The organism is Bacteroides sp. An51A (genome assembly GCF_002161565.1).
In the GTDB taxonomy this organism is placed as follows: Bacteria; Bacteroidota; Bacteroidia; order Bacteroidales; family Bacteroidaceae; genus Phocaeicola; species Phocaeicola intestinalis.
Genome location: NZ_NFIC01000015.1, coordinates 21,639 through 39,223, shown reverse-complemented (window position 1 = coordinate 39,223; position 17,585 = coordinate 21,639). Strand labels below are relative to the sequence as shown.

General features: G+C 44.9%; 19 protein-coding genes, 1 tRNA gene and 1 pseudogene. 9 read left to right on the top strand and 12 right to left on the bottom strand.

What is annotated here, in order from left to right:
• Positions 1–299 precede the first annotated feature (299 nt).
• Together B5G04_RS18455 and B5G04_RS18450 are read right to left on the bottom strand one after the other, a co-directional pair.
• A tRNA-Pro gene (locus B5G04_RS18455) sits at positions 300–374 on the bottom strand.
• A gap of 303 nt (positions 375–677) precedes the next feature.
• Entirely contained in the window at positions 678–2,300 is a 1,623-nt protein-coding gene (locus B5G04_RS18450) for an ATP-binding cassette domain-containing protein (RefSeq protein WP_087208120.1), read from the bottom strand.
• Positions 2,301–2,484: 184 nt separating this feature from the next.
• Between B5G04_RS18450 and B5G04_RS18445 the strand changes: the two genes are divergently transcribed.
• The 4 genes from B5G04_RS18445 to yihA all read left to right on the top strand — a co-directional run bounded on the left by B5G04_RS18445 (position 2,485) and on the right by yihA (position 6,450).
• Entirely contained in the window at positions 2,485–3,084 is a 600-nt protein-coding gene (locus B5G04_RS18445) for a nucleotide exchange factor GrpE (RefSeq protein ID WP_087247030.1), read from the top strand.
• A gap of 20 nt (positions 3,085–3,104) precedes the next feature.
• The gene (dnaJ, locus tag B5G04_RS18440) at positions 3,105–4,277 is read left to right on the top strand and encodes a molecular chaperone DnaJ (RefSeq protein ID WP_087398299.1); all 1,173 of its coding nucleotides are present in this window, start codon (positions 3,105–3,107) and stop codon (positions 4,275–4,277) included.
• 312 nt (positions 4,278–4,589) lie between these two features.
• Positions 4,590–5,822 carry a GTP-binding protein gene (locus B5G04_RS18435; protein WP_087398298.1) on the top strand — a complete coding sequence of 411 codons (1,233 nt, stop codon included), beginning with the start codon at positions 4,590–4,592 and terminating at the stop codon, positions 5,820–5,822.
• A gap of 28 nt (positions 5,823–5,850) precedes the next feature.
• Positions 5,851–6,450 carry a ribosome biogenesis GTP-binding protein YihA/YsxC gene (gene yihA / locus B5G04_RS18430; RefSeq protein ID WP_087398297.1) on the top strand — a complete coding sequence of 200 codons (600 nt, stop codon included), beginning with the start codon at positions 5,851–5,853 and terminating at the stop codon, positions 6,448–6,450.
• A gap of 109 nt (positions 6,451–6,559) precedes the next feature.
• Here the strand turns inward: yihA and B5G04_RS18425 are convergent, their stop codons facing one another.
• The 3 genes from B5G04_RS18425 to B5G04_RS18415 all read right to left on the bottom strand — a co-directional run bounded on the left by B5G04_RS18425 (position 6,560) and on the right by B5G04_RS18415 (position 8,486).
• Positions 6,560–7,192: an outer membrane beta-barrel protein gene (locus B5G04_RS18425; protein ID WP_087208129.1), complete on the bottom strand. Its 633-nt coding sequence runs from the start codon at positions 7,190–7,192 to the stop codon at positions 6,560–6,562.
• A gap of 17 nt (positions 7,193–7,209) precedes the next feature.
• Complete coding sequence (locus tag B5G04_RS18420) at positions 7,210–7,851, bottom strand: DUF4136 domain-containing protein (RefSeq protein ID WP_087398296.1); 642 nt, start codon at positions 7,849–7,851, stop codon at positions 7,210–7,212.
• 74 nt (positions 7,852–7,925) lie between these two features.
• A complete protein-coding gene (locus B5G04_RS18415; protein WP_022039414.1) occupies positions 7,926–8,486 on the bottom strand; it encodes a DUF4251 domain-containing protein in 561 nt (186 codons plus the stop codon).
• Positions 8,487–8,656: 170 nt separating this feature from the next.
• Here B5G04_RS18415 and B5G04_RS18410 point away from each other — a divergent pair, with 170 nt between their 5' ends.
• From B5G04_RS18410 to B5G04_RS18400, 3 genes are all read left to right on the top strand, one after another.
• Positions 8,657–9,310 carry a YbjN domain-containing protein gene (locus B5G04_RS18410; protein ID WP_162608568.1) on the top strand — a complete coding sequence of 218 codons (654 nt, stop codon included), beginning with the start codon at positions 8,657–8,659 and terminating at the stop codon, positions 9,308–9,310.
• 153 nt (positions 9,311–9,463) lie between these two features.
• On the top strand, positions 9,464–10,639 hold the full coding sequence (locus B5G04_RS18405) for an MFS transporter (protein ID WP_022039412.1): 1,176 nt from the start codon (positions 9,464–9,466) through the stop codon (positions 10,637–10,639).
• A 14-nt stretch (positions 10,640–10,653) separates the two neighbouring features.
• Positions 10,654–11,817 (top strand): DUF3843 family protein, encoded by a 1,164-nt coding sequence (locus B5G04_RS18400; protein WP_087398294.1) that lies wholly within the window; start codon positions 10,654–10,656, stop codon positions 11,815–11,817.
• Between the two features lie 234 nt (positions 11,818–12,051).
• On the opposite strand, the gene B5G04_RS18395 is transcribed toward B5G04_RS18400, so the two are convergent.
• The 5 genes from B5G04_RS18395 to B5G04_RS18375 all read right to left on the bottom strand — a co-directional run bounded on the left by B5G04_RS18395 (position 12,052) and on the right by B5G04_RS18375 (position 14,959).
• Entirely contained in the window at positions 12,052–12,633 is a 582-nt protein-coding gene (locus B5G04_RS18395; protein WP_191763679.1) for a Maf-like protein, read from the bottom strand.
• Between the two features lie 33 nt (positions 12,634–12,666).
• Positions 12,667–13,185 (bottom strand): HAD-IIIA family hydrolase, encoded by a 519-nt coding sequence (locus B5G04_RS18390; RefSeq protein ID WP_022040865.1) that lies wholly within the window; start codon positions 13,183–13,185, stop codon positions 12,667–12,669.
• A gap of 77 nt (positions 13,186–13,262) precedes the next feature.
• Complete coding sequence (locus tag B5G04_RS18385) at positions 13,263–14,075, bottom strand: Rossmann-like and DUF2520 domain-containing protein (protein ID WP_204247036.1); 813 nt, start codon at positions 14,073–14,075, stop codon at positions 13,263–13,265.
• Positions 14,076–14,093: 18 nt separating this feature from the next.
• The gene (locus B5G04_RS18380) at positions 14,094–14,426 is read right to left on the bottom strand and encodes a hypothetical protein (protein ID WP_022040863.1); all 333 of its coding nucleotides are present in this window, start codon (positions 14,424–14,426) and stop codon (positions 14,094–14,096) included.
• Positions 14,423–14,959: a nitroreductase family protein gene (locus B5G04_RS18375; RefSeq protein ID WP_087398292.1), complete on the bottom strand. Its 537-nt coding sequence runs from the start codon at positions 14,957–14,959 to the stop codon at positions 14,423–14,425. Before B5G04_RS18375 ends, B5G04_RS18380 begins: the two co-directional genes overlap by 4 nt.
• Positions 14,960–15,218: 259 nt before the next feature.
• Here B5G04_RS18375 and B5G04_RS18370 point away from each other — a divergent pair, with 259 nt between their 5' ends.
• Together B5G04_RS18370 and B5G04_RS20645 are read left to right on the top strand one after the other, a co-directional pair.
• Complete coding sequence (locus tag B5G04_RS18370) at positions 15,219–16,007, top strand: MATE family efflux transporter (protein ID WP_143270493.1); 789 nt, start codon at positions 15,219–15,221, stop codon at positions 16,005–16,007.
• A gap of 14 nt (positions 16,008–16,021) precedes the next feature.
• Positions 16,022–16,348, top strand: a pseudogene (locus B5G04_RS20645) (cyclic nucleotide-binding domain-containing protein); the annotation flags it as partial.
• Between the two features lie 185 nt (positions 16,349–16,533).
• Here the strand turns inward: B5G04_RS20645 and B5G04_RS18360 are convergent.
• Together B5G04_RS18360 and B5G04_RS18355 are read right to left on the bottom strand one after the other, a co-directional pair.
• Positions 16,534–17,124, bottom strand: a complete 591-nt coding sequence (locus tag B5G04_RS18360) for a sugar O-acetyltransferase (RefSeq protein WP_022040859.1) — start codon at positions 17,122–17,124, stop codon at positions 16,534–16,536.
• A 61-nt stretch (positions 17,125–17,185) separates the two neighbouring features.
• Positions 17,186–17,548 (bottom strand): helix-turn-helix domain-containing protein, encoded by a 363-nt coding sequence (locus B5G04_RS18355; protein WP_041583985.1) that lies wholly within the window; start codon positions 17,546–17,548, stop codon positions 17,186–17,188.
• Positions 17,549–17,585: the final 37 nt, after the last annotated feature.

The window sequence follows — 17,585 nt, the reverse complement described above, 5'->3', positions numbered from 1 at the left end:
GTGGGAGACAGAGGTCTCCCTTTTTTATTTTGTATTGCCGGATGACCCTGATTCCGGGCTTCCACCGCCTTCCTCCGCCCTTTCCGCTACGCTCCAAGGACGGAGGAAGGCGGTGGCGGAGTTGCACTTCTAACTTGACGGTGGGCAACCTTCTATGAAGATTGTGATGAAATTCTGATTCAGAAACTCTAAATCTACATGAAGTTACAGAGAAAAACATTTATGAACAAATATTCAATTTTTCTACAGACATTTACCAAATAAAAAAGTCCTGATTTCCAACGAAATCAGGACTCAAGTCGGGGTAGCGGGATTCGAACCCACGACCCCCTGCTCCCAAAGCAGGTGCGCTAACCGGACTGCGCTACACCCCGAATGGTCATTTTTTCAAAACCGATGCAAAGGTAATGGTTTATTTTGTAACCTGCAAATTTTTGGCAATCTTTTTTTTCAAAAGCAAACACATCTATTTTTTGGCACATCTATTTTTTGGCACATCTATTTTTTAAGGCATCTAACTTTTGATGGACCTTATCTGCCTTTCCGCTTCTGTTATTTGCCAAACAATCCGCTATCTTCCTCATCACAGCCTCTCCCAGCCTCCTCATAAAGGAAGGTCGGGAGAGACTCTCAAAAGTCAACCCAAATCAGCGTATGATAAATCCAAAACAGTTTCTTTAATCTTCACCCCCGTACATTCTTGCCCGCATCGCCTTAATATGGTCGGACGCAATATATTCGTCATACTCCATCATCTTGTCAATGATACCGTTTGGCGTAAGCTCAATGATACGGTTCGCCACGGTCTCGATAAACTCATGGTCGTGCGAGGCAAAGAGGATATTTCCTTTATAAATCTTCAGGTTATTGTTAAATGCCTGAATCGACTCCAAGTCAAGATGGTTAGTAGGCGTATCTAATATCAGGCAATTGGCGTTGCGAAGTTGCATACGCGCAATCATGCAACGCATTTTCTCGCCTCCCGAAAGTACATTGACTTTTTTCAACACTTCTTCTCCAGAAAAGAGCATGCGGCCTAAGAAACTTTTCATATACACTTCGTTTCCTTCGCCATATTGGCTTAACCAATCCACCAGATTCAGATCGCTATTAAAATAACTGGTATTATCCAATGGAAGATAGGCTGTGGTAATCGTCACCCCCCAGTTATAATGTCCTGCCTGAGGCTTGCGATTGCCGTTGATAATTTCGAATAAAGCCGTCATTGCACGTGGGTCCCGGCTCAAAAACACAATCTTGTCCCCCTTCTCCACCGTAAAGTTTACGTCGTTAAACAACACTGTGCCGTCTTCAGTGGTAGCACGCAACCCTGACACTTCCAGTATCTGGTTTCCCGGTTCACGATCCATAGTAAAGATGATGCCCGGATATTTACGCGAAGAAGGCTTGATTTCGTCCACATTCAGTTTTTCCAGCATTTTCTTACGGCTGGTGGTCTGTTTTGATTTTGCCACATTGGCAGAAAAACGGCGTATAAATTCCTCCAGTTCCTTACGTTTCTCTTCCGCTTTTGCCTTCTGATTCTGCTGTTGGCGTAAAGCAAGCTGACTGGATTCATACCAAAAACTGTAGTTCCCTGCAAAAAGGTTCACTTTCCCGAAATCAATATCTACCGTATGTGTACATACCGAATCAAGAAAGTGGCGGTCGTGACTCACCACCAAAACCGTATGCTCGAAATCGGCCAAATAATTCTCCAGCCATGTCACTGTATCCATATCCAAATCGTTGGTCGGCTCATCAAGCAATAAGTTATCCGGATTACCGAACAAAGCCTGTGCCAGCATCACACGTACCTTTTCTTTTCCACTCAAGTCACCCATCAGAACATAATGCTTGTCTTCCTTAATGCCCAATCCGCTCAATAAAATCGCCGCATCGCTTTCAGCATTCCATCCTTCCAACTCTGCAAATTTCTCCTCCAGTTCAGCTGCCTTCAGCCCATCTTCGTCCGAAAAATCAGCCTTGGCATATAATGCTTCACGCTGCTTCATGATATCCCACAATACCGTATGCCCCATCAGTACCGTGTCGAGTACGGTATGCGTGTCATACTTAAAATGGTCTTGGCTCAATACTGAAAGACGCTCGCCAGGCCCTAAAGTTACACTTCCCTTCGTAGGGTCCAGTTCTCCTGAAATGACTTTCAAAAATGTGGATTTTCCAGCGCCATTGGCACCAATGACACCATAAATATTTCCATTGGTAAACTTGATATTCACATCGTTGTACAACACTCTTTTACCAAATTGAACGGCTACGTTTGAAACTGTTATCATCTTTTTACTATACCTATATTAAACTTATGTGGGCACAAAGATAAGAAAAAAAGGCAAATGAAATACAGAAAGCCTGCCAGTATGGCAAAAATTCATTACTTTTGCACCTGTTTTTCGCATGCCAGCCATTCAGGCACGGATTTTGTAGCGCCATTTTTCAGAACAAACAAAACATTATATAATTATGAGTACAAATAATCATAACGAAGAAGAAATCAAACAAGGCCAGGCCGAACAGCCTTCAGGCGAACAAACTGAGACAACATCTGAAAACAAGCAAGAACCCAATAAGAAAGAAGACGAACAAGAATTGACCGGTGAAGCAAAATTGCAAAAAGAACTGGAAACAGCCACAAAAACCATCGAGGAGCAAAAAGACAAATACTTGCGTCTGTCTGCCGAATTCGACAACTATCGGAAACGCACGATGAAAGAGAAAGCTGAATTAATCAAGAATGGAGGAGAAAAAACCATCAGTGCCATACTCCCGATTCTTGATGACATGGAGCGTGCCTTGCAAAATGCAGCAAAGACAGAAGATTTGGATGCCATCCGCCAAGGTATCGAATTGATTTCGCAAAAGTTCCACAAAGTGCTGGAGCAAGAAGGACTTCAGAAAATGGAACCAATAGGCGAAGCTTTTGACACAGACTATCACGAGGCTGTCGCATTGGTCCCCGCCCCCAATGAAGAGCAGAAAGGAAAAGTGCTGGACTGTGTACAAACCGGATATAAACTGAACGACAAAGTAATCCGCCACGCGAAAGTTGTTGTTGCACAATAATATAAAAAAGATTTGTTGATATGGCAAAAAGAGACTACTATGAAGTATTAGGGGTCGACAAGTCGGCCTCGGCAGATGAAATAAAGAAAGCCTACCGGAAGAAAGCAATCCAATATCATCCGGACAGAAACCCCGGCGACAAGGAAGCCGAAGAAAAATTTAAAGAAGCAGCAGAAGCATATGAAGTCCTAAGCAATCCGGACAAACGTGCACGCTATGACCAATACGGCTTTGCAGGCGTAGACGGAGCTGCCGGCGGAGGAGGATTCGGAGGATTCGGCGCAGGCGGAATGTCAATGGATGATATATTCTCTATGTTCGGTGATATCTTCGGCGGACGAGGAGGATTCGGAGGATTCGGTGGTGGAAGTGCCCAGCCACGCCAACGCCGATACAGAGGTTCCGACTTGCGAGTAAAAGTAAAACTCAGTTTGAAAGAAATTTCTACAGGAGTAGAAAAAAAATTCAAACTAAAAAAATACGTTCAATGTAGTCATTGCCACGGAACTGGAGCTGAAGACACAGGAGGCGTGGAAACTTGTCCTACCTGTCACGGAACAGGCAGTGTCACCCGTACCCAGCAAAGCATTTTCGGCATGATGCAGACCCAGTCTGTGTGCCCACAATGTGGAGGTGAAGGCAAAATTATCAAGAACAAATGCAAAGAATGTGACGGAGAAGGCATTGTCTACGGCGAAGAAATCGTAACGGTAAAGATACCGGCAGGCGTAGCCGAAGGTATGCAGGTCACTATCAACGGTAAAGGAAATGCCGGGAAACATAACGGTGTACCGGGTGATTTGCTGGTCTTGATCGAAGAAGAAAAACATCCCGAACTAATCCGTGATGAAAGCGACCTCATCTACAACCTCTTGCTAAGCGTGCCTACAGCGGCATTGGGAGGCACGGTAGAAATCCCCACTATCGATGGCAAGGCAAAAATCAAAATAGAGCCAGGCACTCAACCGGGTAAAGTTTTACGCCTGCGAGGCAAAGGGCTCCCTACAATTAACAGTTACGGATACAATACAGGTACGGGAGACTTACTGGTAAATGTCAGTGTATATATTCCTGAAAAGCTGAACAAGGAAGAACGCCAAGCGTTGGAAAAATGGCAGGAATCGGAAAGTTTCAAGCCCAACATGACCTTGAAAGAAAAAATATTCAAGAAATTCAGAAGCTTATTCGAATAAATACGCTTTTGCTGATACCATCACAGCACCCACAGACGACACAGTCTTTTCAATTGAGAAACTGTTGTGAATTTATCGTGCGATGATTTGGGATGAGTTTTTTGAGGCATTTCTGCTTCTATGATGAGGAAGATTGCGGTCTGTCTGACGAAGAAAGAAGCGGAAAAGACAAAAAACGCCCAAAGCACACACGAAGACGAATACATCAAGCCAAAAAACTTTTTGTAGAATTCCCGAACAGTTTCTGAAAATTATTTTCTGTGTAGCCTGTGTGGCTTGCGTTCAAAATACCGTTATTAATCCTCATCTCATATGAAACCAAAAGAAATTCCGGTGCTGCTCCTTACCGGCTATCTGGGCAGCGGAAAAACCACTTTAGTAAACCGAATCCTTTCCAACAAACGGGGTATCAAATTTGCCGTCATTGTAAATGATTTAGGCGAAATAAACATTGATGCTGACCTGATTCAAAAAGGAGGTGTCGTAAATCAAAAAGATGACAGCCTGGTATCCTTGCAAAACGGATGTATCTGTTGCACACTAAAGACCAATCTGATAGAACAGTTGTTTGAGCTGATGAAAAGCCAGCGATTCGACTATATCGTCATTGAGGCTAGTGGCATTTGTGAGCCGGAACCAATCGCACAAACCATCTGTTCCATACCTTCACTAGGTGGTGCCTATGCAAAATATGGCATTTGCCGGCTGGATTGCATCGTAACGGTAGTAGATGCCATGCGTATGCAAGACGAATTTGCCTGTGGAGATAACCTGACACGCAAAAACATTGACGAAGAAGATATTGAAAACCTGATTATCCAACAAATCGAATTTTGCAATATCATCCTGCTCAACAAAGCTTCTGAAGTAAAACCCGAAGAATTAAACCGTATCAAACAAATAATCCGTACTATTCAGCCCGCTGCCGAAATCATCGAATGCGACTATGGGAATGCAAACCTCGATAAGTTGCTAAATACACAGATGTTTAATTTCGAACGTGTGGCAACATCTGCCGGATGGATTCGGGGCATTGAAAAAGCTGCGACCGAAGAAGAAGAACGCGAAGCTCACCTACAAGCTGCCGAAGGACATCACCACGATGAAGACGGACTTCACGAAGAAGAAAATCATCACCATCACGAGCATCACCACCACGATGAGGGTGAAGCAGAAGAATACGGTATCGGCACATTCGTGTATTACCGTCGCCCTGCCTTCGACATTCATAAGTTAGACCGCTACATCGCTACCAAATGGCCGAAAAACATCATCCGTGCGAAAGGGGTATGCTACTTCAGCCATAACCGCGACATGTCTTATCTTTTCGAACAGGCAGGAAGACAAAAGCAACTGCACGAAGCAGGCTTATGGTATGCCACCGCACCCGAAGAAGACTTGGTCAAACTGATGGTGCAAGAGCCTGGGTTAATGCGTGACTGGGATGAAAAGTATGGAGACCGCATGATAAAACTCGTTTTCATCGGGCAACATCTCGATAAAGCACAAATCACACATGATTTGGATGAGTGTCTGGAATATTAACATCTCTAACACAACCAATAAAAACAATATGGAAATAACAAGTGCCAAATTCGTTGTCAGTAATTCGCGGGCGGATATGTGTCCGGATGGAAATCTGCCCGAGTATGCTTTTATCGGACGCTCCAACGTAGGCAAGTCCAGCCTCATCAATATGCTGACCAATCACTCTAAGTTGGCTATGACTTCGTCTACTCCCGGAAAGACATTACTCATTAATCATTTTCTCATCAACAATTCGTGGTACCTAGTTGATTTGCCTGGGTATGGCTATGCACAGCGAGGGAAGAAGGTAATGGAAAATATCAAGAACCTCATCCAACATTACGTATTGGAACGAATACAGATGACATGCCTGTTTGTACTGGTTGACAGCCGGCTTGAACCTCAAAAGATAGACTTACAATTCATTGAGTGGCTGGGTGAGAACAGCGTGCCTTTTGCGCTTGTATTTACCAAATCCGACAAACAAAGTGCCGGAAAGACTAAGCAAAATGTAGAACGTTTTCTTGATACCTTGAAAGAGCAATGGGAAGAACTCCCCCCCTATTTCATTACTTCATCCGAAAAAAAGACAGGAAGACAAGAATTGCTGGATTACATCGAATCAGTCAATCGCACATTACAATAAGTCCCAAGTCATGTCATTTTGTCAGGAATCAATTAAACACATAAAAGGTCATCCCTAAAAATTTTGAGATGACCCTTTATGTGAAATCAAGACCTTTTAAAAGAACCTTTTAAAAAATCACACCCAACCGGAAACCGGCATTATTCTGTCCATCAATATCTTCACTGGCTAAGGTTTCCGCTTTATTGGTCATATAACTATAATAACCTGCTATGTGAAAACCTAAACGATGACCTTTAAATGGGAAAATGCGCAAACCGATTTCAGGCGAAGCATAAAATCCCCATGGATTATCATACACCCCTCCTGTACCATAATAGGTGGTATAACGCGTATATGCTGCTCCCAGTTTCACACCTACATAAGGCTTAACTACCTTACCATTATATATACTATACGAAGTTGTAAGTCCAAAAGGTAACTGATAAGCCGAACGTTGCTGGTCAGTCGTCAGCGATTCAGTAGGGGAAAGTTGTAAAGTTTGCCTGCCTACATACCTATGATTGGTGTGGAAATTTATAAAGCCTCCTATCGCCCAACGTGGAGCCACATTATAAGTAGCCTCAAAATTCATCCCCCACCCGCTGATTTTATCTGCAAAATCAGTAGAATATGGAGCATTTACCTGCCAGTCGATAGTAAAATGCATTTTACGGGCATCCCATTGAGCATATCCCTTTGCGACTCCACACAGCATTACACAACAAGCTATTGCAAAACTTCTGAATATCATTGTTTTCATAATTTAATCCTCCTTTATTATTTATTGGTACTCAAATAAGCCGACTGACTGAAAGCCTGGTCCACACCATCCAACAACAACTGCATATTCACACGGTTGCTCCCGAACTGGAACCCCGAAGCACTGGCATACCATACTACAGGAATCTGACGCTGATTGTTGCCTGCATCCTGTCCTGTCAAATCCACCATCTCTAAAATCAAAGCTTGCGTGTCATAACTATAACTTACCGGATAAGGATAATACCATCCGCCCCAGCCGGCTCCCCAGTAAAAAGGATCCCACCAGCCTCCCCAATAACCGCCGGAAATGACAGTATTGGTCTGTGACACATACGATAATTGTACACCTACATCAGCATTACCTTTTTGAGTCGGATCAGTAATACGCTGGTAACCCAAACGGTTCATCTGATTTTCTACTTCACCGACTATAGCCAGTGCATTGTTGTCGGTCCAATACGAAGCATGTATATCACCTGCCTCCAAAATACTATCAGGCAAATAATATGTAACATACTTGCTGAAATCAACGCTATTGTCATGATCGGTATATACTACCAAATCACTGTCCAACTGCCCCATATCCGGGTCTTTCTCGCATGCGGCCAAGCTCATTAAAGCAATTATACCGAATGCCATAAACAAATTCTTTTTCATATCTGTCTTTCCATTTAATTAGTCAAATCATAAAAAATGTCACGCCAGTTTCCTGGTCAATCCATCACATTCTATCAAAACGAACGTCCTTTAAATACTGTACTCTTATGCAAAGGTAACAAAACACCATTCAAAGTCAAACGGTTCGAATTAAAATTAGGGAAGATTTCAACCGATGCTTGATTGGAACCTTTCATCATGCCAATTTCCACTCTTGCCGAAATTCCCGCTCCCATTACATTCATGGTCAAACGCAAATTGCCTTTCTTGTCTTCTTTCACTTCATAAGAAGATACCGAACCGTCTACCGTTACACCTCCCAGCCCGTTCGGTCCACTGACTGGAATGTTAAAAGCGACCTGTACAACCGCCTTTTCACCATCTACAGATACAAAATTTGTATTCGAATTGACATATGCCATCTGTCCATACTTGAAGACAACTTTGTCGGCTTCTAAAGTAAATGCCTTGTCATTCAAGGCTTGTTTCGCTTCTTCGAAAAGCAAGCTGTCCAATTTGGCTTGCATTTCTTTCTTTTCTTCACGAGTCAATTCACGTTCTGTTTCTTGGGCTTGAAGCACACCAGTGCTTAAAAATGCCACACAAATGACTAAAGTTGATAAAATCTTTTTCATAATCAATCTCTCCTTTTTTGTTTAATGTTTGTCTATAAAACAAACTCAAAGTCCTTTTACTGCGGAATATTAGATTAAAAAAATATAAAAGGAAGCAGAAGCTTAATCTATATCAAGATTATTCGTATCTTTAAGTGTATAAATCTTAAAACTCCATCATTATGAACAACATTTCAGATATCACCATACTGGTAGCCGTCATTGCCCTTGCCCTTTGGCCAATTGTATTGTTCTTGATTCGCATCATACACGAACGAAAAAAACGGCTGGAACATCTGGAACAAATGACCAAGGACGAACTAGATGAAATCAGTACAAAACAATTGGTAGTCAGCACCTTGAAAAAGATAGGATGCCAACCCGAGGAAAACGAGGAAGGACACATCGCCTTCAAGTATCAGGGAGACGATTTCTACATTGCCGCCGAAGAAGAAAACCGTTTCATCATGATATGGAATCCATGGTGGGGCTCTATCAATACCGACAACGAAGCCTTCCCTGTATTGAAAGAAATAATCAACCTGGTCAATGTCAATTCGCTGGTCACTACCGTTTACATGGCAGATGAGGACGGGAAAACCGTAGGACTGCATTCGCGTTGCCATACATACTTTTCACCCAACGAAGGAGAACTGGAAGAACACCTGAAAATGTTGCTCGACTTTTTCTTCGACACACACAACGCCATCAAAGAAAACCTGAACCAACTGGGTAATGCTACCGTAGCTGAAGAAGAGAAAAAGGAACGGGTTAAAGTAAAAGGATTCGCCGCATACAAGGAAAACACAATGCCCATCGAGACGAAAGCGGAACAAAATGCATAAAAAGCATTTGAAACTGTTTTGAATTTATCATGAATCAGGGATGATTTCTTGCAAAGACGCAAAATTTTACGTCTCTACTACGAGGAAGATAGCGGTCTATCTCAAAATAGTTTCTTAACTTTGCGCCACTTAACGAAAAATGATTTCCTTGACATGAAACAAACATTGGAAGAGAACAAAGGCTTACCCGCCTCACTGCTGTGGACACTAGCCATCATTGCAGGCATCTCGGTAGCCAACCTTTATTACAACCAACCATTGTTGAATCGTATCAGCGATGAGTTGGATATTTCTGAATTTACCGCCAATCTCATTCCCATGACCACCCAGATAGGTTATGCGGCAGGACTGCTGTTCATCATTCCACTTGGCGACCTCTATAACCGGCGAAACATTATCGTTGTCAATTTTCTGCTGCTTTCAGCATCACTGTTCGGCATAGCGGTAGCGACAAACATCCATTTTATTTTGCTTGCCTCGCTCATCACGGGTATCTGTTCGGTCATGCCTCAAATCTTCATCCCAATAGCTGCCCAGTTTTCACGCCCCGAAAAGAAAGCCCAAAATGTAGGACTACTCATCAGCGGACTGCTGACCGGTATACTAGGGTCACGCGTGATAAGTGGCATTGTAGGCGAATACTGGGGATGGCGGACCATTTTCTACATTGCGGCAGGCATGATGCTGGCTTGCATTTTCATCATCATACGCACATTACCCGACATGCCTTCCAATTTTAAAGGAAGCTATTGGGGATTGATGAAATCGGTCTTTACACTCATCCGGCAGAATGCCACACTCCGCCTGGTATCTTTCCGTGCCGGACTTTGTTTCGGGTGTTTTCTTACCTTGTGGGCTTGTCTTGCATTCAAGATGAGCCAAGCTCCCTTTTATGCAGGAAACAACATCATTGGAATGCTGGGACTATGCGGCATGGCAGGAGCCTTGACTGCATCTTTCGTCGGGAGATATGTACACCGCTACGGAGTAAGGCGTTTCAATTTCATCGGTTGTGGCATTATGATTGCATCGTGGTGTCTCCTCTACCTTTTCCAGAATAGTTACGCAGGCATCATTGCCGGCATCATCCTGATAGACATTGGCATGCAATGCATACAAATCAGCAATCAGACCTGTGCCCTTTCGCTGGCTCCACGTGCCGCAAACCGTGTCAACACAATTTTCATGACTACTTATTTCATCGGAGGTGCTTTTGGGACTTTTCTCGCCGGAACCTTTTGGCACCATGCCGGATGGACAGGCGTCACCCTGACCGGTGTCTGCCTTGCCGGAACCTCCTTACTTATTACCCTCTTTGCCAAACACTAAAACATAGCACTCTCATGAAGCAAAAAAACATTTACGCAAACGACTGGCTGCAAATTCATCCTTATACAACCCTACAGCCTTCCGACATTTATTTCGTGGAACTTGCCAACCGCCTGTTCCATGCATGCACTACGACAGGACTGCCCGAAGCTCTCCGCAAAAAGCTGGCGCTCTATGCTTCGGCATATCTTGAAGATCAAATATCCGGCCTGCAACTCTGGCAAAGCTTTACCGGCGAGCACCAAAGACTATACGGTACCATGCTTCCATTTTATACTATCGATGCTTCCTATTATCCCGATGAAATCAACGAGGAAGATTTGCGTTTCCTGATTTGGAACACCTGGCAGAAGGCCGGAATAACTTCCAGCTACCTTAATCCCGAAGATACCCGTATCACCAACCTGGCACAAAGCTTTTACTCCATCCTGGACAAAGCATACGAAGAAGCACCTGAAAATCCTGTACTGAAAAATTATTTTGCTTCTTTCGATAGTGAAACCGATGCCGACCGCAAATTGACCTGGCTTTTCGGGCACACGTACCTGACCGAACCTTCGATGTATCCTTATATCAACCACGTAGCACCTAACGACCGGTTCATTATGCCAACAGGTCCCTTGGCACTGTTTCTCCACGAATGGATAAGCATACTTTCGGACAACACCGACTGGAAAGCAATAAAAGGATTGTTCACAGAAGAACCTGTATTACCTCCACACATAGCCGCGGCTAATGAGAAAATCTACCGGGACTTCACCGAAGGAACCGACGGAACTTCCATTGTTTACCTGAACGGATACGGTGAACTTCGACGCTTCCTGATCGATACATTGCACTGGCAAGATGACGACAACCACACTTTGCCGCAAATGAAAGCACACCGCAATTTCATTCTGATGACGAATCCCGCCAAAGGAATCCTCCTGGCAAAAGACATCTGCGAATACATAGCCGACAAAAACAATCCGATGTATGACCATAGCCTGGCGCAAGCCAACGCTTTCCGGTTGCTGACAGAAGAAAGCCTCTGCCCTCCCGACCTGCTCACCTACTGCATCCGCAACGGCTTACTTCCCGATGCATCACTTCCAGAAGGGAAAAACACAGACCTGGTACAAAAGAATCTGGATTTCATCGCCCGTCACGCTTTACTATACTATTACCGGGGTGACTAAAGACAGGAAATCTGTCTCCTAGAGTATAAGGAATTTACGGACAACACTGAGAAAAAACGAACATAAGTGATAAGGCTGACTTACTTATGTGAAACGCCTGGGTTACTTATGTGAAACAGCCAACTCACTTATGTCCATCAAAAGGCCTACTTGAGCTTTGAATGAATTCCGCAAGCAACCCATGTAGGGTAATCGGTCAGAATGCGGACATTCATTTTTATGATTGCACATACCTTACAGACTGCTCAATTCCTGATACAAGCGTTGCACTGGTAACCCCATTACATTATAAAATGACCCTTGAATGCTGGCCACAGCAACATAACCTATCCATTCCTGCACGCCGTATGCACCTGCCTTATCGAAAGGGCGATAACGGGAAACATAATAATGTATCTCTTCCTCACTCAACGAAGCAAAAGTCACTTCTGTCACTGATGCAAATGTCTTCTGAAACTCTGCCGTAGTCAGGCATACTCCTGTAATAACCTGATGAGTCCGTCCCGACAACTTCTTCAACATCCGACAAGCATCTGCTTCATCTTCCGGCTTTCCCAACACTTCACCATCAACATACACTATGGTATCTGCCGTGATAATCAATTCGTCCGCATCCATATCCTTACGGTAAGCATCGGCTTTCTCACGTGCAATATATACCGGTATTTCTTCACTTCTCAACGATTCAGGATATGTTTCGTTAATGCCTGGCAACACCTTCACTTCATAATCGATGCCCAAGCCTGAAAGCAATTCCCTGCGCCGGGGTGAATTGGAAGCAAGCTTCACTTTGTATTTCTGTAAATTCTCCAATATCATATCACTCTTCTATTTTTAATATTCATGCATTTACCATCCGAAAGCATCCGCGTGCGACATCCATTTGCCCTGTGCACGCAATACCTGTTCTACCACATCCCTTCCGCATCCGTATCCTCCTTTGCGATGGGAAATATACTTGCATATCGCCTTGATTTCGGGGGCGGCATCGGCAGGACAACAAGGCAAACCCACCATACGCAACACATCATAATCAGGAATGTCATCACCCATATACAATACTTCCTCCGGCATCAACTCATATTTTGCCAACAGGTCGGCATATTCGTTGGTTTTTACCGACGCACCCATATAGATATCTTTCACCCCCAGCCCTTCGTAGCGTTTCCGTATCGCTTCCGAACGGCCTCCTGTAATTATTGCCACATGCAACCCACATTTCACGGCAAGCTGCAAAGCATATCCGTCCTTGATGTTCACCGTCCGCATCGGCTCACCTTCCATGCTCATCGGAATGGTTTCGGCACTCAACACTCCGTCCACATCAAATACCAGTGCCCGTATTTTTGTCAAATCATAATTAATCATATTTGAGTTTGTGTTTTTTTAGTTTGTGAGTCTGTAAGTTCAATTATTCTTATGCAAAAACTAAAAAGTTCATAAACTCAAGAACTTAAAAACTTATGAATGTTCTTGCTTATCAACTCGTATAGCTCGGCAAGTTCAGGTTCATCAGCAAGCATGCTCAGATGACGGTTGATTACATTTTCGTCATACCGCCTTGCCGGTCCGGTCTGTGCCTCCAAGGGAGAAAGCTCGTGTACTTTGCGTGCCGTTTCGTCTATCAAAGGCAACATCGCCCCGAAAGGCAATCCGTGTAATGCCAACAAATGCTCTGCCACAGCATACATGTGATTGGCAAAATTGCAAGCAAACACTGCAGCAACATGTAAATAGCGGCGTTGCTCGGACGTAGCCTCGTATGCCTTTCCTCCCAACTGCCCTGCCAATATTTTCAAGGTTTCCATTTCTTCCTTTCCCGACCCTTCGACAAAAAAAGGCACCGTTGAGAAGTCTACCCCCCTACCCTTGCTGAATGTCTGCATCGGATAAAGCACTCCATAATGCCGTGCCAGCCCTTTCCATACATTCATCGGCATACTTCCAGCCGTATGTACAAAAAAAGCATCCGGATGACGACTTACCAAAGGAGGTATCACTTTTTCCAAAGCCGAATCCTTGACAGATACAATATACATGTCAGCTTCCGGATTCACCATGTCAAGCATTGTCGTATAGGGACAGTGCAACTTACCGGCCAATGCCGAAGCCGAGGCTTCGGTACGGCTGAACACTTGTACAACCTCATAACCGGCATCGCACAATGCCGGTCCCAGATGGGTAGCCACATTTCCGGCACCCACCAATACGACCTTTTTCAAGGACACAGGCTGTCCGTCTATCAATTCTTTATTCATTATTTTCTCATTCTTCATTTATCGGGATGAAAGCCAATACAACAAGATACCTATCAGGAGCAATGCTACAGGAAGCAGATAGCCCGACATCTGTCCTAACAAAGAAACTACCAGTCCGATGTTCTGTATCAACCAGATACCTGCCAGGACAATTCCTACCGACTTGTCCGCCTTAAACCATAAAAAGATAACCGCCGCATAGAGCAACATCGTATCTTTCTGCATCACCCAAGGCAAACCATGGGCAGCGAAACCAATCAGACGGTCGAGCAAATAAAGAAGTCCCATTATTCCCAAGAACACTGCCGTAGCACGATACGTGTCTTTATGATTCGAAGCCTTTGCAGTCATCGTTCACCATATTTATTAAGGTGTATCTTTTCCCATTGCAGCTTGTCTTCATCGAAAGGTTTCCGCTCCATGCCTTTATGCCCAACCGCAATAATGGAAATTACCTGAAGCTGCAAAGGGATATCCAACACCCCGTGCACAAACTCATCGGCCGACATACCTGTAGCTGTATATCTTTCGCGTACCTGAATCCAACAACTGCCCAGCCCCAGGTCTTCTGCCTGAAGCTGAATCATGATGGAAGCTACCGATGCATCTTCTATCCACACATCGCTTGCCAACGGGTCGCCAAGCACCACGATGCCCACTGCGGCATCCTTCAGGAACGAAGCCCCCGCTTCTTTGCACTTCGACAGCAATTCCAGCGTAGACTTGTCGTCCACGACCACAAATTGCCAACTGTTGCTCCGTTTCGATGTGGGTGACATCAATGCTGCTTTCAGCAATGATACCACTTCATCCTGAGTCAATTCTTCGCCGGTAAATTTACGCATGCTGCGCCGTCTCTTGATTAATTCACTGAAGTTTTCCATAAAGCTTGATTTTAGCGATGACAAAGATACAGGTAAAAACCGGAATGCTCAAATAAAATGCCGCCTAACTTATAGCTATTTGCCAATCTGACCACATAAAGAATGCAGTATATATTTATTTTTCAGGAGGGACGTATTGGCTGTCGTTGAATATCCATTTATTCTTTTTACTACCTTTTATTGTTCTGCCAAGACATATGTATACTGTATCTGTAATACAATTACTAATCTTCATGCCAAGAACCTCCTTTTTGTCGGTGTGTTTGGGTGGGGCACGGCAGGCTCAGGCTTGGCTACGGGCATCGCATTCACAACCGGTTTTGCGGTCATGGCTCCCGCTTTGCTGAAAAAAAGCAGTCTGGTCAGTCTCCGGAAAGGACGTTTCTCTTTCAGGTTGCTGGGTCAGATGACATACAATGGCTCATCGGAAGGCTTGTCGGAGTTGTCAGCCGGCATTACAGTATTCCTCTTCAACTGGGTGATGATGAAGAACTGGGGAGAAGTGGGAGTAGCTGCATTTACGGCCATCAATTATATATTGAATTTGGGAGTCCAGATGTTCGTGGGACTGTCGGACGGCATTGTGCCTATCCTGTCGTTCAACTACGGAGCCGGTCATCTGAACCGGGTGAAAGAGACCTTGTTTTTGGGTTTCAAGACGAATGTGACCATCGGCATCATCCTGTTCTGCATCATGTTTTTCGGCAACGAGTTCATCGTCTCCCAGTTCTTTGCAGACGGGGGCAGCCATGTGCTGAAGATAACCTCCATCGGAGCGGCAGTCTGCGCCTTCGCTTTCCTGCTGAACGACTCGAACATTCTGTCGTCGAGTTTCTTTACCTCGCTGGGCGATGCACGCACCTCCGTACTTGTGTCTTTGCAAAGAGGGCTGTTGTTCGTTGTGCTTGGAATCATGATATATCCAGTTATTTTAGGAGATAACGGCGTGTGGCTGACGGTTCCGTTGGCAGAATTCTTTACCTTTGTCTCCACCATATATCTGTTGAGAAAGAGATTGAAGAAATGGAGCGTTAGTATTCACGCATAATCATAGTTACCGGTATGAAAGAATGGACAGAAGTACTTGCTGACAGAGAGGGATTGAGCGAAGAGGAAATCCATTGGCTGACGGACAATCAGGGAAGGAGGTCGTTTGCCAAAAATGAAATTGTCGTCCACAAGGATGAGGTCGACAGCAACGTGTATATCATCACCAAAGGCATCTGGAGGGCTTACCACTTCAAGAACGGAGAGGAAGCTACTGCCTGGTTTGCCACGCCGGGCGAACTGGTGTTTTCCGTCTGGGGCTATATTTCCGACGAGCCTTCGCGCCTGTCGTTCGAGTCCATGACGGAGAGCGAGGCCATTTGTCTTTCCAAAGAAGAACTGCACAGGCATTTCAACTCCTCCATTACCATGGCAAATTTAGGGCGCAGGATGCTGGAGAACTTCATCCTGCTCTACGAGAACTGGCTCATGGACTTATGGAAAAAGAATGCTTTCGAACGCTACCTGACGCTTTTGGACGAATATCCGGAGGTCATCCAGCAAATCCCCATGAAGTACATCGCGTCTTACCTGGGTGTCACGGTGCAGTCCTCTTCTTCTGTAATCTCACGAATCACCCGGCAGGGATTTCCCGCGGCCAGTACCCGTGGCGGAATATCCCGGTTCACCACGCTGCCCGCACCGATAACCGCACCTTGGCCTATCGTCACGCCCGGCAGCACACTGACACCGGCTCCTATCCATACGTCATCACCTACCGTGATGGGGCGTGCATATTCCAGTCCCTGGTTCCTGCGTTCTGCATCCAGCGGATGCCCTGCCGTATAAAAGCCGCAGTTCGGAGCCACGAACACATTGTCGCCGAACTTCACCGGAGCTTCGTCGAGGATGACACAGTTCATGTTGGCAAAGAAATTCTCACCCACTTCGATGTGATATCCGTAATCGCAGAAGAAAGGAGAGACAATCGTGCAGTTGCCCTTCACTTTACCCAATATGCGCCTTACCAGCGCATCCCGTTCTTCCGCTTTGGAGGGGCGTAGCTGATTCAGTTCGTAAGTCAGATCGGCACATGCCGCACGCTCCGCCAACAGTTCTTTGTCATAGTTGGCGTCGTACAACTTGCCGGCCTTCATTTTCATTTTTTCTGTTTCCATGTTTGCTTGATTTATATCCGGGGCAAAGATAACTTTTTCGTGTTACAATTGTATATAAAAACTATTCTGCCATTCCCGTTTTTTCCAATATCCGCACCATCTTCGGGCGGAAATCATTTCCCCATTGTTCCAACATCCGGATAATGGGGATAAGGCTCCGCCCGTCGTCCGTAATGGAATATTCCACATGGGGCGGAAGTTCGGGATAAATCGTTTTCTCTATCATGCCGTGCATTTCCAGCTCTTTCAACTGCTGGTTGATGACGCGGGGGCTGGTATCCTCAAAATGCCGGTGCAGTTCACTGGGACGTTTGCAGCCTTTCTCCAGTTCGTAGAGGATGCACGATTTCCACTTGCCGCCCATGACTTCCATGGCTATGGCCACACCGCAATCCAGGTCTAAGGGTATTTTCTTCTTATACATATATTTGATGTTGTCAATTCGCAGGACAAAAGTACAC

What these genes read in the sequence shown, in the direction of transcription:
- B5G04_RS18450 (WP_087208120.1), bottom strand. Translation starts at nt 2,300, where the DNA reads ATGATAACAGTTTCAAACGTAGCCGTTCAATTTGGTAAAAGAGTGTTG.
- B5G04_RS18445 (WP_087247030.1), top strand. Translation starts at nt 2,485, where the DNA reads ATGAGTACAAATAATCATAACGAAGAAGAAATCAAACAAGGCCAGGCC.
- dnaJ (WP_087398299.1), top strand. Translation starts at nt 3,105, where the DNA reads ATGGCAAAAAGAGACTACTATGAAGTATTAGGGGTCGACAAGTCGGCC.
- B5G04_RS18435 (WP_087398298.1), top strand. Translation starts at nt 4,590, where the DNA reads ATGAAACCAAAAGAAATTCCGGTGCTGCTCCTTACCGGCTATCTGGGC.
- yihA (WP_087398297.1), top strand. Translation starts at nt 5,851, where the DNA reads ATGGAAATAACAAGTGCCAAATTCGTTGTCAGTAATTCGCGGGCGGAT.
- B5G04_RS18425 (WP_087208129.1), bottom strand. Translation starts at nt 7,192, where the DNA reads ATGAAAACAATGATATTCAGAAGTTTTGCAATAGCTTGTTGTGTAATG.
- B5G04_RS18420 (WP_087398296.1), bottom strand. Translation starts at nt 7,851, where the DNA reads ATGAAAAAGAATTTGTTTATGGCATTCGGTATAATTGCTTTAATGAGC.
- B5G04_RS18415 (WP_022039414.1), bottom strand. Translation starts at nt 8,486, where the DNA reads ATGAAAAAGATTTTATCAACTTTAGTCATTTGTGTGGCATTTTTAAGC.
- B5G04_RS18405 (WP_022039412.1), top strand. Translation starts at nt 9,464, where the DNA reads ATGAAACAAACATTGGAAGAGAACAAAGGCTTACCCGCCTCACTGCTG.
- B5G04_RS18400 (WP_087398294.1), top strand. Translation starts at nt 10,654, where the DNA reads ATGAAGCAAAAAAACATTTACGCAAACGACTGGCTGCAAATTCATCCT.
- B5G04_RS18390 (WP_022040865.1), bottom strand. Translation starts at nt 13,185, where the DNA reads ATGATTAATTATGATTTGACAAAAATACGGGCACTGGTATTTGATGTG.
- B5G04_RS18385 (WP_204247036.1), bottom strand. Translation starts at nt 14,075, where the DNA reads ATGAATAAAGAATTGATAGACGGACAGCCTGTGTCCTTGAAAAAGGTC.
- B5G04_RS18380 (WP_022040863.1), bottom strand. Translation starts at nt 14,426, where the DNA reads ATGACTGCAAAGGCTTCGAATCATAAAGACACGTATCGTGCTACGGCA.
- B5G04_RS18375 (WP_087398292.1), bottom strand. Translation starts at nt 14,959, where the DNA reads ATGGAAAACTTCAGTGAATTAATCAAGAGACGGCGCAGCATGCGTAAA.
- B5G04_RS18360 (WP_022040859.1), bottom strand. Translation starts at nt 17,124, where the DNA reads ATGGAAACAGAAAAAATGAAAATGAAGGCCGGCAAGTTGTACGACGCC.
- B5G04_RS18355 (WP_041583985.1), bottom strand. Translation starts at nt 17,548, where the DNA reads ATGTATAAGAAGAAAATACCCTTAGACCTGGATTGCGGTGTGGCCATA.